General features: G+C 38.2%; 12 protein-coding genes. 2 read left to right on the forward strand and 10 right to left on the reverse strand.

What is annotated here, in order from left to right; genetic code table 11:
* Positions 1-359: 359 nt before the first annotated feature.
* Both scpC and ACIQLB_RS22230 read left to right on the forward strand, forming a co-directional pair.
* Positions 360-1,880: a succinyl-CoA:acetate CoA-transferase ScpC gene (scpC, locus tag ACIQLB_RS22225; protein ID WP_142508513.1), complete on the forward strand. Its 1,521-nt coding sequence runs from the start codon at positions 360-362 to the stop codon at positions 1,878-1,880.
* A 132-nt stretch (positions 1,881-2,012) separates the two neighbouring features.
* The gene (locus ACIQLB_RS22230; protein ID WP_400730771.1) at positions 2,013-3,158 is read left to right on the forward strand and encodes an MFS transporter; all 1,146 of its coding nucleotides are present in this window, start codon (positions 2,013-2,015) and stop codon (positions 3,156-3,158) included.
* 16 nt (positions 3,159-3,174) lie between these two features.
* Here the strand turns inward: ACIQLB_RS22230 and ACIQLB_RS22235 are convergent, their stop codons facing one another.
* The 10 genes from ACIQLB_RS22235 to ACIQLB_RS22280 form a co-directional block, all read right to left on the reverse strand.
* The gene (locus tag ACIQLB_RS22235) at positions 3,175-3,477 is read right to left on the reverse strand and encodes a hypothetical protein (RefSeq protein WP_053481943.1); all 303 of its coding nucleotides are present in this window, start codon (positions 3,475-3,477) and stop codon (positions 3,175-3,177) included.
* A gap of 975 nt (positions 3,478-4,452) precedes the next feature.
* On the reverse strand, positions 4,453-4,734 hold the full coding sequence (locus ACIQLB_RS22240) for a GNAT family N-acetyltransferase (protein WP_400730773.1): 282 nt from the start codon (positions 4,732-4,734) through the stop codon (positions 4,453-4,455).
* Between the two features lie 141 nt (positions 4,735-4,875).
* Positions 4,876-5,790 (reverse strand): DUF1002 domain-containing protein, encoded by a 915-nt coding sequence (locus ACIQLB_RS22245; RefSeq protein WP_400730775.1) that lies wholly within the window; start codon positions 5,788-5,790, stop codon positions 4,876-4,878.
* 357 nt (positions 5,791-6,147) lie between these two features.
* Complete coding sequence (locus tag ACIQLB_RS22250) at positions 6,148-7,005, reverse strand: CvfB family protein (protein WP_400730777.1); 858 nt, start codon at positions 7,003-7,005, stop codon at positions 6,148-6,150.
* Positions 7,006-7,046: 41 nt separating this feature from the next.
* Entirely contained in the window at positions 7,047-7,466 is a 420-nt protein-coding gene (mntR, locus tag ACIQLB_RS22255; RefSeq protein ID WP_053481939.1) for a transcriptional regulator MntR, read from the reverse strand.
* 741 nt (positions 7,467-8,207) lie between these two features.
* The gene (locus ACIQLB_RS22260) at positions 8,208-8,507 is read right to left on the reverse strand and encodes a late competence development ComFB family protein (RefSeq protein ID WP_400730779.1); all 300 of its coding nucleotides are present in this window, start codon (positions 8,505-8,507) and stop codon (positions 8,208-8,210) included.
* 168 nt (positions 8,508-8,675) lie between these two features.
* Positions 8,676-10,802, reverse strand: coding sequence for a heavy metal translocating P-type ATPase (locus tag ACIQLB_RS22265; RefSeq protein ID WP_400730781.1), 2,127 nt, complete (start codon positions 10,800-10,802; stop codon positions 8,676-8,678).
* Entirely contained in the window at positions 10,783-11,154 is a 372-nt protein-coding gene (locus ACIQLB_RS22270; RefSeq protein ID WP_400730783.1) for an ArsR/SmtB family transcription factor, read from the reverse strand. The genes ACIQLB_RS22265 and ACIQLB_RS22270 overlap by 20 nt, the downstream gene beginning before the upstream one ends.
* Before the next feature lie 479 nt (positions 11,155-11,633).
* A complete protein-coding gene (locus ACIQLB_RS22275) occupies positions 11,634-13,997 on the reverse strand; it encodes a penicillin acylase family protein (RefSeq protein ID WP_400730785.1) in 2,364 nt (787 codons plus the stop codon).
* Between the two features lie 448 nt (positions 13,998-14,445).
* A complete protein-coding gene (locus ACIQLB_RS22280) occupies positions 14,446-15,201 on the reverse strand; it encodes an exodeoxyribonuclease III (protein WP_400730787.1) in 756 nt (251 codons plus the stop codon).
* Positions 15,202-15,206 lie beyond the last annotated feature (5 nt).

Consider the following 15,206-nt stretch of genomic DNA (forward strand, 5'->3'; position numbering starts at 1 on the left):
TGTTCGCTGTACTTTTTTCTTACTGCACATCACCAACAGTCTAGGATGACATGTTAAAGCTCATCAGACGCACCCAGGAAAGCGCACATCCCCCCATTATGTTATTTAATCTTTTATTTTTAGAAAATTTGCTTTGTAGCTCTACATTAAAACGTTTTCTCTGTCGAAAATTCGTTTTTATGCTCATTTTTCCTGTTTTTACTCAATTTAATGCTATTTCTAAAGTATTTGTGACAATTTGGTGATAGTATTATTCAAATGGTTGGTGTCATACTACAACTAAATAAACAGAAAATTCTTACACGTTTTTCTAGTTTTGTAATCGGTTTCCATCAAACTTTTTAGGGGAGGATTTTTTTATGGATGCAAATGTTCAAAAACGCCTAGGCTTAAAAGAACTTGAAAGTAAAATTGTTACTGCTGAAGAAGCTGCAGCACTTATCTCTGATGGTGATGTAGTTGGTATGAGTGGATTCACTCGTGCGGGGGACGCAAAAGTTGTTCCTATGGCTTTAGTAGAGCGCGCTAAAAACGAAAAATTCAAAATTGATGTATATACAGGAGCTTCTTTAGGACCTGAAGTAGATAAATACTTAGCTGATGCTGGTGTTATCCGCAAACGTGGACCATTCCAAGGAGATGCAACGATCCGTAATTTAATTAACTCTGGTGATGTCCTATATGTAGACGCTCATCTTTCACATAACGCTGAATTAGTTCGTCAAGGAATTATTGGACCAATTAAATATTTAATTCTTGAAGCCGTTGCTATTACAGAAGATGGATTTATTATCCCAACAAACTCTGTAGGTAACTCACCAATCTTCGCTGATTACGCTGAAAATATTATTGTCGAATTAAATATCTCTCATCCAGAAGCTTTAATAGGTATCCACGATATCTATGTACCAGGTGAGCAAGGTCAACGTGAAGCAATCCCAATGACTGATGCTATGCAACGCATTGGTGACATCGGTATTAAAGTAGATCCAGCTAAAATTAAAGCGATTGTTATTTCTGAAGAGCCAGATGCTCCTTCATTAATCGTTCCGCCAGATGAAGAAACACAAACAATGGCGAACATTTTATTAGACTTCTTCAGCGATGAAATTAAAGCTGGTCGCTTAACAAAACAATTAATGCCATTACAATCTGGTGTAGGTTCTGTTGCAAACGCTGTACTTGACGGCTTCGCAAATTCAGAATTTGAAGATTTAGTTGTTGCTTCTGAAGTACTTCAAGATGCTGTATTCAACTTAATTGATGCTGGTAAAGTTAAATTTGCAGCAGCTACTTCAATTACACTGACTGAAGAATTACAGAAAAAAGTATATGGCAACCTAGAGAAATACGCTGATAAAATTTGCTTACGTCCACAAGAAATTTCTAACCACCCAGAGCTTATCCGTCGTTTGGGTCTAATCTCAATCAACACTGCTCTTGAATTAGATATCTATGGAAACGTAAACTCAACACACGTATCTGGTACTCGTATGATGAACGGTATCGGTGGTTCAGGTGACTTTGCACGTAACGCACGTCTAGGTATTTTCGTTACTAAATCATACGCAAAAGGCGGCGCTATCTCTTCAATCGTGCCAATGGTTTCTCACGTAGACCACACTGAACATGATGTTGATGTAATCGTAACTGAGCAAGGTATTGCTGACTTACGTGGTCTAGCACCACAAGAGCGTGTACCTTTAATTATCGAAAACTGTGCACACCCAGATTACAAAGAACAACTTTGGGATTACTATAACCGTGCTCTAGAAGCAACTGGCGGCCATCAAACACCTCATATTTTAGAGGAAGCACTTTCTTGGCACGTAAATCTTGCTAAAAACAAAACAATGAAAAAAGAAGTGGCTAAAGCTTAATTTTCATATTTCAGGAACGCCTCATAAGTTGAAAAACTTATGAGGCGTTCTTTTTTGTCGGGAATGATATAATCAGTGTAATACTTATATTGGACTATCTTACTAAATACATAACTTTTCATCGGAGGAGCAATGAAGAAACTTATCTACTTGATTATATTCTTTTCATTTTTCGACCTATTTACCCAGCTTCCTGTCATGAGTACATATGCTGAATCCTTAGGGGCATCCGCCTTCTTTACTGGCCTGGCTGTAGGTATGTATTCTCTTTCCAATACATTTGGTAATATTATCTCTGGTTTTTTAACGGATCGTAAGGGACCATTCGCTATTTTAATCCTAGGTCTTTTAACAACAGGTCTTTCACTATCACTTTATAATTTAGTAGAAGATCCTTTTGTTCTATTAGTAGTCCGCTTTGTACATGGATTAGTTGCGGGCTTTATCGTTCCTGCTGCTTTCACATTTTTAGCAAATGCAACTGAGCAAGAAAAAAGAGGTAAGGGCAGTGCTATCTCTGGAGCATTTGTTGGTATCGCCGCAATAATCGGCCCTGCCTTTAGTGGAATTTTAGCGAGTCGTACTAGCGTACCATTCGTTTTTAATATAACAGCAAGCTTTATGCTCTTGTTGAGTGTACTTGCCTTCTTTTTGCTAAAATCAAATCAGGTAAAAAAAGAAAAATCTGCGCCACCTACAAACATCCCTATTCATGTACTTTTTAATAATACAGGTACATTAAAAGCCTTCTTTAGTGCATTCTTTTTAATGTTTTCTCAAGGGGTTATTGCCTATCTCCTTCCTCTTAAAGTACAATCTTTAGGCTTTGATTCACGTTTAAGCGGTACTTTGATGAGTACATTCGGAATTATTGCTGTACTCGTATTTATTTTGCCGACTAACCGTATTTTCGATAAGGTTGCTCCAATTAAAACATTATCACTTGGTATAGGTTTAATGGGGATAAGTCAATTATTAATTAGCCAGGCGGATTCAAGTACGTTCCTTTATATTGCAATGGCCTGCTATGGGATCGGGTTTGGCTTCTTATTTCCATCAGTCAATTCACTTTTAATCGACTCTACGACTGCTGACATTCGTGGAAAAGCCTATGGTTATTTTTATGCCTTCTTCTCACTAGGAGTTGTCCTAGGTTCCTCATTGCTCGGATGGCTCTCTCTAGGTATTGTCAGCGGCTTTATATTTACCGGAATTGTATTATTAGTATTTGCAACTATCATCATATGTACACAAAAAAGACCTTCTCACGTGATATGAGAAGGTTTTTTTGTTATTAATTCTTTTTTTCATGAATTTCTTCATGATAGTAATGGATACTTGTATGTCCTCCGCCTTCAGCAACCATTTCATTTGAAGCTATTTTTGTTGGAGAAGTTCCGGCTTCTGTCGCTACCTCAGTAGATATACGCTCTGAAATGTTTTCGTGCATCTCCATATTCGTTGTATTCAAATAAGAGGCTAATTTAGACTTTGCACCATTGAGCGTACTTAATGCTTTATCACGGTTTTCTTTTTTACTTAAATAAGTTGCTGCTAAAGCTAACCCTGCAATCACAAAACCTTTACGTTTTGCCATTATATATCCCTCCCAAAAATATAGAAACTGGCTCTGTTTTATATCTTTCCCTATTTTTAAAGGACTAAACATAATTTTTATATACTTTACAGCATATATAAAAAGAGAGACATCATCTATAACCCTTCGCCTTCATCATATAAACAAAATTCATAGTACGTCTGTATGTTTCAAGACATAGTTAATCATTCTCCTACTAAATTTTATTGCATGTATCTATTTCTTGCTTATCACCGAAAATTAGGAATGACATTTGATAAACATATGCCATTTATATAAGTTGATTTTCTTAAATCACGATATTTTTGTAACTATTTATGACTATAAAGGACGAGCAAAGGGAATTAATGAATTAATACTAATAATTGGAGTGTGATTTTTATGAAAGATTTAGACTCAGTATATGATTGGATAGACATGGCTTCATTAGTAGGTGGAGCAGGCCTCTTAACAGCACTTATATATAGTATTTTACTGTAAGGAGCAGCATGGATGATTGGCATTAGAAGATCAATTATGCCTCGGCAAAATTGTAGCTGACGCTTTGCTTTCGCTACAGATAAACAATGCGTCCGGAATCGGCTACTTGGGCATGCACGAGGGCCAACACGATGTTGGCCATTTCGGTAATGCCACAGGACGTGGGATGCAGGTCATTTAGCCGTTATCGCATGGATGCGATGATTTTAGGCTAACATCCTTTAAGAATTCCTTTCTGATTTCCATGATATCCGCCGGAGGCTAACTTCTTGCAGCGGATGATTGTACATCCGCTGCAAGAAGTTAAAAGGCAATCCGCCATCAAACAAGCAGATTGCCTTATTTTTTATCCCGCATTAACGGGAGTAAGCTTCACCATAAAATTTTGCAAAATTAAAGAAATAAGATGTGATTAAAACTGCCCGTAAACGCCCGATTGGTGAAGATTAATAATCAGTGGGGATGAAAAAAATCCCCACTGATTAAAGTTTCACTTTATTGTTTTACATCATTATAAGCATCAGATTTTTCAAATGCTGCAACTACATACGAGCAAACAGCTTCCATTTTATAACCTTGCTCACGTGCATAAACTGCGGCATGATCTAACAATTTTTTGGCCACGCCTTGACCACGGAGCTTATCTGATACATATGTGTGATCCATTACCATTACTTGACCTTTTTGCTGCCATGTAATTTCCGCCAATTTTTCCCCTTCTTGCTCATAGACAAAAGCAAGTTTATATTCCGCTAGCTGTTGTAATTGAAATTCCATTTCTCACCACTCCTTTTTATCATAGTAACATAGCCTTTAAACATGTAGCACTTCAAAAAGTCCCACCCCTTGAAAAATAAAAGAATCTGCCCACTTTCCTCTAGTAATCAAGAGAAAGTGTTGCAGATTCTTTTCTATAAATTAATTAAACCATGATGCAATTGTATCCTTTAAATTAGCAAAGAAATTTTTCACACTTGCCCAGAATCCTGTATCTTCCATTAGCGATCCAAATTTATCTTTAATTGTACTGCTAATATCGTCTAATTGTTTAGACCATTTACTAAAATCAATGTCTAGTTTACTAATTTTGTTCATCAAATCAACTAGCAATTGACGGTCCTTATCACTTAAATTAATTTCAAGCTTCTTTAATTGCTCTTGCACAATCTTTTCAACCTCTTCTTTAGTTGCTGGCTTTGATTCTGCAATTTGTTTTTTGATTTCTGTTAGTAATTCTGCAACCTTGGCATCGTCCACACCTGCCGATTGCGTAAGAGTAGTTGCTACTGATAGTTCGTCATTTGCAACATCTGTGCGATCAGTATCAAGCTTTTCACCTGTTGTTACTTCGTATGCTTTGTATATTCCCACAAGCGCTGAATGACCTGTTACTGCTTTAGGTGCAGCCACCTGTACTGTTGCATCTTCAATACCTGCAGTTAGCATGGCATTTGCATACATTTCAGAAGTAACCTGTGTAATATTTGATGGTGTAACAATTTCAATAACTAAGCCTTCTCCTGCATTCTTGCGCGTAATTTTGGCAGAAGAATACATACGAGAGCTTGAATTACTATCTTTAATATATTTAGCTAAGTCTTGACCTGAAACTGTTATTTCTTCAACTTCAGGCTCTTCGTTCACTTTTAATGACTCTTTAACAGACTCTTTTTCAGCCTCAGATAAGTTTGCACCATATACGACGATTGGTACTCCTAATTTTTCATCAATTGCTTTAGGTGGCGTATTATCAGCTGCAAAACCTGTTGCTGGTGCCATCACGCCAAATACTAACATAGTCGCAGTTAGTATTTTTATCCACGTTTTTTTCAAATTTTGTGACCCCTTTCGTTAGAAAACTCATTTGGCCAGTATCATGTTTGCCAATCAATGATGCCTCGGCATCATTGCATCCGGAGGCTTTAGCCCAACACGATGTTGGTCACTCAGTCGTGTGTTGTTGTTGTTGTTGTTGTCGCTACGCTTTCGCACAGATAAATTGCCACAGGACGTGGCGTTCTTAGACTGAGTTCCTCTATTTCAGCGGCAGTTTGGCCACCCGCCGAAAGAAGTTAAGCAATAATTAGTACGAAAAAAAGACGAGAAGGTTTCATAGTAGCTCTCGTCATTTTCTTTCACTTCATCTGGCAGTCATTCACCATACCTTAGATATATGAATGTCTTCCTGCACTAAATTTCCTCTGTCCAACCATTTTGTTGTTTCACCTTACCAGCTTTCAAAAGTGTACCTAACGCACGTTTAAATGCAGCTTTACTCATATTAAACATTTCTTGAATTTCATCAGGTGAGGATTTATCGCCAAATGGCATTTTGCCCCCAACATCTTGTAAATAATTTAATATTTTTTGTGCATCATCTGAAATACGTTCATGCTTACGTGGTAAAAGTGAAGCATTCATTGAGCCATCATCTTTTACATCAATAATACGAACATCTACGTCTTGTCCAAGACGAGGTTCTGCATTACGCTCTGACTCATGAACAAAAATACGGTACGGAGTCTCCACACCTAATAAAAATGAGCCAACTGGTAATAAACGATATGGACGTGCCTTAATGTTTTTATTATGCATTTCTTCAAATGCACCTTCATACAATTCCGAAATTTTTTCTTCAGTTGCTAAACGTCCAAATAAATCACCATTGCGATCTGTGCGTAATGTCATAAATAAATGGTCGCCTGGTGCTGGCCAAAGCTCTGTTATTGCAGGTAAATCTTCAGCTTTTACTAGTACCTCGCGTGACGTTCCGATATCTACAAAGGCCCCTTCATGCTCGACTACTTTTAGAACACGAGCCCAGCCATATTCCCCTTGTACGAAAGACGGTATAGCTGTTGTTGCTGCTAAATCGCCACGACGATCCGCAAATAAAAATACTTCAAGGCGGTCACCTACTGCAAGTGGCTCTGTTACCTCTGAAGCATTTAAGGGCAGTTCGTTAACTCCATTTGTTAAGATCCATTTCGATGCTTGTTGCTCTAATACAGTTAACGTAACAACTTCACCTGATTTTAATTCGTTCATATTGTCTTCCTTTCCCTCTTACCATCATTTTCACAAAAACTTTAGAAATTATGATGTGTTCTAGATGCCTCTAGTTTTTTAACGATGTCCGGATTTTCTTCCATTACCTGCACAAGATCCGCAATTCGATCGATTGAGTTCCAACTTAAATGATGTTCAATTCCTTCTACATCATCGTAAATTCGCTCTTCATCTACACCAATGATTCGCAAAAATTGCTCTAGAAGCTCATGACGCTGTACAAGACGTTTTCCTAGCTTTTCTCCTCTAGGCGTCAATGTAAGGCCACGGTATTTTTCATAAACTAAATAACCATCTTTATCTAATTTTTGAACCATTTTTGTAACAGAAGAAGGAAGAACAGATAATGCTTCAGCAATGTCAGACACACGAGCATACCCTTTATTTGTAATTAATAAGTATATTTGTTCGATATGATCCTCCATACTTGGTGTTGGCATATCCTATTCCCTCTCTTTCCTTTTCTTACTCTCTAGTTTACTACAAGCTTGCCTTAAAAGTTAACTGAAAATACATATGCCAGAAAAACAATACATGTGCATCCTAAAAAGAACCAACTTCATATGTTGGCTCCCGTGTAGATGGAAAATAAGTGTCAATGAAATTAAGGTATCATTTTAAATAAAGGATGCTTTACGCAAAGCAAGGGGTTTATTTCCGTTCCAGGCTACTCGCTTTCCTGTGGGCGAGCGTCGAGCCGCTTCCTCTGCTGTGCTCCGTGCAGGGTCTCGCCTGTCTCACTTTCCCACGGGAGTCGAGTAGCCTTCCACTCCAATCAACAATAGCGTAGTGCTATTATAATTTCATGCATTTCAAAAGTGAACGCTTTGGCTATTCATCATATTCGAACTAAATAGACTTATTTGTATCTGATGTTGCTACCACTTCGCTTTCGCACATAAAATATTTGTTGCTGACGCTTCGCTTTATCATTATAAATTATAGTGTCGTACCAGAAAATACACGCTAAGTGAATTGGTTGATTGGAAAATAGGGGAACGAAGGCTAAAAGCATCACGTCCTGTGATAACGCCTTCGTGACCAACATTCTGTTGCCCCGACGCCCCCAGGAAAGCGCCCAGTCGGAACGGAAATCACCCCCTCGCTCTGCCAAAGGTTATACTTTATTTAGACACACCTTCATTGACCCAATACTTTTTCAAAAACATGAAGAGCCAACTTCATATAGAAGTTGGCTCCACCTTATGTCGAGGATACTTATTTACCACATGTAATGCATGAATAATCTCTTTATTGATGCGTTCGATATTTTCAGGAGTATTCATCATTCTAAATGCTTCATCTCTGGATTCCATAGATGTAACATACTTACTAGGCAATGCATTCAGTGTAAGTGCCACTGCGTCAAGTTCACAGATTTCACATTTACAAAATGTTTGATATTCCGGTCCTCGTAGTAGAAAACTTACTAAACCACGCACAATTTCCTCTGTAACATTTACTAAAATAGGATCTGACATATTCAAACCTTCGCCTCATTTATATTTAATTGTTACATTATTCCTGAAACCATAATAGCGTTAACAAAGCATTTTTTCAAGAATCACTAGTAGCATCTATATCAATAAATATTACTAGCCCCTCAGAATGACTAATTTCCTGCACATTTCCACCGGATTATATCTTATTCACCATTTCTTAGATTTGATTAATCGTAATGAATTAAAAACAACTATTAATGTAGCACCCATATCTGCAAAGATTGCAATCCATAATGTTAGCCATCCTGGGATAACGAGTAACAGAGCAACTAATTTTAGGGCTAAGGCAAATATAATGTTCTCTTTAATAATGCGTAATGTTTTTCTACTTAAACCAATTGTATAAGGAAGCTTCGTTAAATCATCACCCATTAATGCGATATCCGCAGTTTCTAGTGCCGCATCAGTGCCAGCACCACCCATTGCAATACCAACATTGGCTGAGGCAAGTGCAGGAGCATCATTGACACCATCTCCTACCATCGCCACTGCGCCAAACTGTGCACGTAAATCTTTAATGGCCATTAATTTTTCTGCAGGTAATAAACTTGCTCTTACATCTGTCATATTTAAAGAAGTTGCAATTGCCTGTGCCGTTGGTTCTGCATCACCTGTTAGCATAACTTTATGCTTCACTTTTAAACCATTTAATTTATTTAAGACATCTTTACTTTCTTGACGTAATTGATCAGCAATACCAATCATCCCAATAAACTGATCATTACTAACAGCTGCTACAACTGTTTTACCCTGTTGTTGAAGTTTTTCAACCTGTTCTTTTATCGTTTCATCAACAGTCGTTAATGTAGCAATCCATTTTAAGCTTCCTACATAAATTGTTTGACCATCTACCGTTGCATAGGCACCCTTGCCTGTTACGGATTGAAAGTCTGTTGGTATAAGCTCTGTTAAACTTTTCTCATGCAATGCCTGTAAAATTGCTTTAGCTAATGGATGCTGTGATTGCTTTTCAACGGCCGCTACTAGCTGTAAAACATAATCCTCAGACACTTCCTGCGATGTAAAAATATCTGTTACAGCAGGTTGACCTTTTGTAAGTGTACCTGTCTTATCAAATGCTATTGCTTCAATATGACCAAGCTGTTCTAAATGGATACCACCTTTAATAAGAACGCCTTGTCTAGCAGCATTCCCGATTGCCGTAACAATAGCAACCGGTGTAGAAACAACCAGAGCACATGGACACCCTACAACAAGTACTGCTAATCCTTGGTAAATCCAATGTTGCCAATCACCTATAAATAAAGGGGGTATAACCGCTACAAGTAAAGCAACAATCATAATTGCAGGTGTGTAGTATTTCGCAAAGCGATCAACGAACTGCTGTGAAGGTGCTTTTTCTGCCTGTGCTTCTTCAACTAGGTGAATAATTTTTGCAATCGTTGTATCCTCTACTCGCTTTGTTACACGAACCTCTAGGGCACCTTCTTCATTTAGAGTTCCTGCAAATACTTCGTCATCGACTGTTTTATTGACCGGGATAGATTCACCTGTAATCGCCGCCTGATTCACTGCCGACAATCCGCTAACTACAATTCCGTCCATAGCGATCTTCTGACCAGGTTTTACGATTAAAATGTCGCCAATTTCAATCTCTTCCGTCGGCAGCTCCATTTCATGAAAATGCTCGCCATGTGCTCGCTTTATCGTTGCTGTTGGTGGAGCTATATCCATTAGCTGACGAATCGATTGACGCGCCTTATCCATCGAATAGGCTTCAAGTGCTTCACTTACTGCGAATAAAAAGACAACAACGGCCGCTTCTTCCCATTCACCTATAATCGCTGCACCTATTACTGCAATGGTCATCAGTGTCTTCATATCAAATTCAAAACGTGTTAGATTGCGGAAACCTGTTTTAAAAATGCCAATTCCCCCAACTAGAATTGCGATAATAAACATCCCAATAGTTAATGGCTCAATTTCACTACGCATTGCTCCAAACACATATCCAAGCACTATGAACAGCAAGGAAATTCCAGCTAATATATTTTCTGTTTTTCGATAAAAAGGTGTTGATTTTTCAATTGTTCTTGCTGTTGATTGGGATACTTTTATACCGTCGAAGGCACCTGCTTCTTCAAGCTGATCAACGTCAATATTACCAATAACCATTATTTTAGAAGCGCCAAAATTCACTTGTGCATCCTGGACCTCGGGGATAGCCTTCACGTTTTTTTCGAATTTCGCTGCACAGCTGGCGCAGGATAAGTTTTGTAGCCTGTATTCTTGTTTAGTTGGTGTCGCTGCCATTTGCAATCCCCTCTTTCACATGTTCATAGGCAATCGTTACAATTTGATACACATGCTCATCAGCTAAAGAGTAATACATCTGTTTTCCTTTACGATAGGATTTCGCTAAATTATTATCTTTCAAATAACGTAAATGATGCGATGCTGTTGCTACTGACGAACCGATTATGGAGGCAACATCGCAAACACATAATTCATCTTTGATCGTTAAGGCATACGTAATTTTCAGTCTTGTTTCATCAGATAATGCCTTTAAAAATTTTGCTACTCCTGATAGATCTGGCATTTGCTGTTGTACCTTAATGACAGCTTCTTCATGAACATGTGTTATCTCACATACTTCTTTTGGCATTTTTTCACCTCATTCAAATATTCGTTTGATTGTTTTCAATATAACATAATATCCCATCATATTCAAACGAATATTTGAATGTAAATGATTTATATCACAAGTTTAAAAATACTTTATTTAAATTGCTAACTCATAAATATAAAAGTAAAAAAGCTATCACTTCAATGTGATAACTTTGCATGTTGTTCTGATAATGAAATTATGGTGACATATTAAACAAAGTGGAGATAAATAAGGCACGCTAAGAGGTTGATTGGAGTGGAGACTGAGCGACTCCTTGGGGATTAGCGATAGAGGAACGAAGGCTAAAACCATCACATCCTGTGATAACACCTTCGTGACCAACATCGTGTTGGCCCAAGCGGCTCATCGGACGCCCCCAGGAAAGCGCTCAGCCGGAACGGAAATCAACCACTCGTTTTGCTGAGAAACCATGTTGTCTTAATATAAAACCCTATAGATTCTTATAGCCTCTCATCCTATTGTGCTTTCAATCGTAACGTTTTACCTTTAATATCTTCTTTCCTCACAAATGTTTGATGATAATCTCCATTCGCCCAATCCATTACTTGATCTTGATACCAGGCAGATTTCACATGTCCACTCTGTCCCGGACCAACGATATGATAGGCTGAGCTTAAATCACCAATATCTACAACAAAGCGCCATGATGCTCCATGATTAACATTTCCAGCTAAATCATTGTCAGCAGCCTGAACAGTAACCTTTGAACCACCAATAGGAACCTTTTTAGCATTAAAATATGCCGCAAGAATCGGCGAAGCTTTACCTAATGTATGGTCAAAGGTAAGTTGATGGAAGTCACCCCATTTCCATTTCGACACGTTTTTTCCGAATTGATCTTCTAGTTGTGCGACAGTGAGCTCTAACGCCTTGTAAACTGTTGCATCGACTCCACCCTGCTCCTCAATCCATATACTCTTGTTACCTGCATAAGCTGTACGTAAAAGCTGGTCAGTAATATTAAATTTCCCATACATTAATTCATACATATCTTCTGGCATCTGATCCTTAAATAACACTTCCTGTAACTTTTCCATTAATGTATGGAACACTAATGGTGCTCCTGAATCCTTTGCATCTACCATATCCCAATTCTCTAATAATTTAATAACATCTTTATATTTTCCATCCTGATTTTGTGCTTTTATCGACGTTAATAAAGATGGTAAAAACTCACGAGCATATAGGTTATGCTGATCCATTTGTAAATTCATCATATCTTCCACTGTTAAAGAATCATTCGCCTCTAAAACTTCTTTAATCCGTTCAAAACGATAAGGCTGTGCCCAAAAATCTGTTATATGATAAGGATATTCTTCCCCAATGACTTCATTATTCGCTGTTGCAATAAAGCCTTCATCTGGGTTTACTACAGTCGGAAGCTCACCCCACGGGATAAAGCCCTCCCACCCATAGTCACTAGAATCACCTGGTACTGGTAATTGCCCGTCTCCTTTTTTTCGAATCGGAATTTGACCATTCGCTTTATAAGCAATCGTGCCATCCTTTGATGCAAAGACAAAGTTTTGAGCGGGTGCCTTAAAATCCTCCAACGCTTTTTCAAATTCATTCCAGGATTTTGCCTTATTAAAGCCTAGTACAGCACGTAGCTCTGTCGTAGGCTGCAGTGCCGTCCACTGCATCGAAAATTGTGCTGAAGGCTCAGTATCTTTAAAAGCTAAATCTGTCATGATTGGGCCATGACGTGTGACAACGACTTTAAAATCTACCGTTTCTCCGTCCTTTACCTTAATCGGTTCATCACGTACCTCCGCTTGCTCCCACTTGCCATCATAGCGGAACTGCGTTGGATTATTCGGATTTGGTATTTCAATATATAAATCCTGTACATCAGGTCCAACATTCGTTACTCCCCATGCAATGTTATCGGTGTGGCCTAAAATAATTCCTGGAACACCTGCAAAGATTACGCCACTAACATTTTGCTCAGGAGATTGTAAATGCATTTGATACCAAATAGATGGTGTACTTAATCCTAAATGTGGATCATCCGCTAAAATTGGTGTACCGTTTTTTGTTTTCTTCCCTGATACAACCCAGTTATTACTGCCGTTAAATTCATTTGGCAACAGTTCAGTCTTAAAATGCCCTGCCACGGCTACTGGATTTTCTTTATTTGCCTTGATAATAGATGAAGCGTTTTCAGGATACTTTATAAATAATTCTTTAGCTTTTTCTTCACCAAAGTTTTGTAAAGCCCAATGACGGAACGCAAGCGTATTCCAATTACCCCCTAAGTCATAGGCCATATATTTACCAATAGTGAGAGAGTCTACAACGGACCATTCCTCCGGTTCGTAGCCTAGTAATGCAAATTCATAGCTTAAAGTATTATTTTTCTTAGCCTGTGCAATAAAAGCATTGACGCCATCTGCAAACCACTCAAGTACCTGCCTGCTTTCTGCATCATAGGTAGATAATGACTTTTCAGCTGCATCACGCAAACTAAACGTTCGGAAATGTTTGTCAGTATCAATAGTTGCCTCACCGATTATTTCCGACAAACGACCACTAGCTTGTCTTCTCGCTAAATCCATTTGAAACAGTCGATCCTGTGCTTGAACATAGCCTTGTGCACGATACAAATCTGCATCTGTCTTTGCAAAAATATGAGGGATCCCCTTGTCATCCCTTGTGACGGTTACATCTTCATCTAGCACGCTCAACGAAAGCTCTCCATCAATTACTGGTTTTGATTTATTCATAAACCATGTAAATCCGATAAATGTGACAATAGCTACTACAGCTAAAAATCCTGCTATAGCCAGTAGCCACTTTTTCCATGTAAACTTTCTCACACCTCAACCCCCTTTTTGCAATATATTCTTTTACCTTTTAAAGATTCGAAGTTTAATGCTTATTGCGTTGCAGTATAAAAAAAATCGTATTTTCCCTTTAGAAAATACGATTTTTTATGTTGTTGAAAAACTATTGTGTCAATGAAATTAAAGAGTCATTTTTATTAAAGTATGGCTCTTCGGCAAAACGAGGGGGTGATTTCCGTTCCAGCCGGGCGCTTTGTTGTTGCTGTCGCTACGCTTTCGCACAGAGCAAAGCTTCCTGGGGGCGTCGGGGCAACAGGATATTGGTCACGAAGGCGTTATCACAGGACGTGATGATTTTAGCCTTCGTTCCTCGGCTCGACGCTCGCCCACAGGAAAGCGAGTAGCCTGGAACGGAAATCACATTATTTAAAGTGATAAAACATTCACAAGGATTTCCCAGATCATTTTATTCTCATAGATACTAGTTATTAAGCTGTAATTCGATTGGGCAATGATCACTGCCCATAATTTGTGAATGAATGCTTGCCACATTAATTTTGTTCTTTAGTCTTTCAGAAACAATAAAGTAGTCGATACGCCATCCGATATTACGCTCGCGTACTTTATTCATATAAGACCACCATGTATAGTGATCTGTCGTATCAGGATGCATGTGACGGAATGAATCTACAAAACCACTTGCCAATAGCTCCGTCATTTTTTCACGTTCTTCAAATGTAAAACCTGAATTACCGGCATTAGACTTCGCATTTTTTAAATCAATTTCCATATGTGCAACATTTAAATCACCACAGTAAACTATAGGTTTCTTGGAATCTAGCTCTTTTAAATATAGCGCTAATCGATCCTCCCATTTTAAACGAAGAGGTAATCTCGCTAAATCACGCTGTGAATTTGGGGTATAAACATTCACTAAGTAAAAATCTTCATACTCTAGTGTAATAATTCTTCCCTCTTCCTGCGATTCATCCTCACCAACGCCATAACGTACTGCAAGTGGGCTATGTTTTGTAAAAATGGCTGTACCTGAATAACCTTTCTTCTGTGCATAATTCCAATATTGCTCATATCCCTCAAGAGAAATCTCCACTTGTTCAGCCTGGCACTTTGTTTCTTGAATACAGAAAAAATCTGCATCTACATGATTGAAGAAATCTAAAAACCCTTTACCTAAGCAGGCTCTAATTCCATTAACATTCCATGATATAAACTTCATTTTCT

This window comes from Lysinibacillus sp. NPDC092081 (assembly GCF_044755845.1).
Taxonomy (GTDB): domain Bacteria; phylum Bacillota; class Bacilli; order Bacillales_A; family Planococcaceae; genus Lysinibacillus.

What these genes read in the sequence shown, in the direction of transcription:
- scpC (WP_142508513.1), top strand. Translation starts at nt 360, where the DNA reads ATGGATGCAAATGTTCAAAAACGCCTAGGCTTAAAAGAACTTGAAAGT.
- ACIQLB_RS22230 (WP_400730771.1), top strand. Translation starts at nt 2,013, where the DNA reads ATGAAGAAACTTATCTACTTGATTATATTCTTTTCATTTTTCGACCTA.
- ACIQLB_RS22235 (WP_053481943.1), bottom strand. Translation starts at nt 3,477, where the DNA reads ATGGCAAAACGTAAAGGTTTTGTGATTGCAGGGTTAGCTTTAGCAGCA.
- ACIQLB_RS22240 (WP_400730773.1), bottom strand. Translation starts at nt 4,734, where the DNA reads ATGGAATTTCAATTACAACAGCTAGCGGAATATAAACTTGCTTTTGTC.
- ACIQLB_RS22250 (WP_400730777.1), bottom strand. Translation starts at nt 7,005, where the DNA reads ATGAACGAATTAAAATCAGGTGAAGTTGTTACGTTAACTGTATTAGAG.
- mntR (WP_053481939.1), bottom strand. Translation starts at nt 7,466, where the DNA reads ATGCCAACACCAAGTATGGAGGATCATATCGAACAAATATACTTATTA.
- ACIQLB_RS22260 (WP_400730779.1), bottom strand. Translation starts at nt 8,507, where the DNA reads ATGTCAGATCCTATTTTAGTAAATGTTACAGAGGAAATTGTGCGTGGT.
- ACIQLB_RS22265 (WP_400730781.1), bottom strand. Translation starts at nt 10,802, where the DNA reads ATGGCAGCGACACCAACTAAACAAGAATACAGGCTACAAAACTTATCC.
- ACIQLB_RS22270 (WP_400730783.1), bottom strand. Translation starts at nt 11,154, where the DNA reads ATGCCAAAAGAAGTATGTGAGATAACACATGTTCATGAAGAAGCTGTC.
- ACIQLB_RS22280 (WP_400730787.1), bottom strand. Translation starts at nt 15,201, where the DNA reads ATGAAGTTTATATCATGGAATGTTAATGGAATTAGAGCCTGCTTAGGT.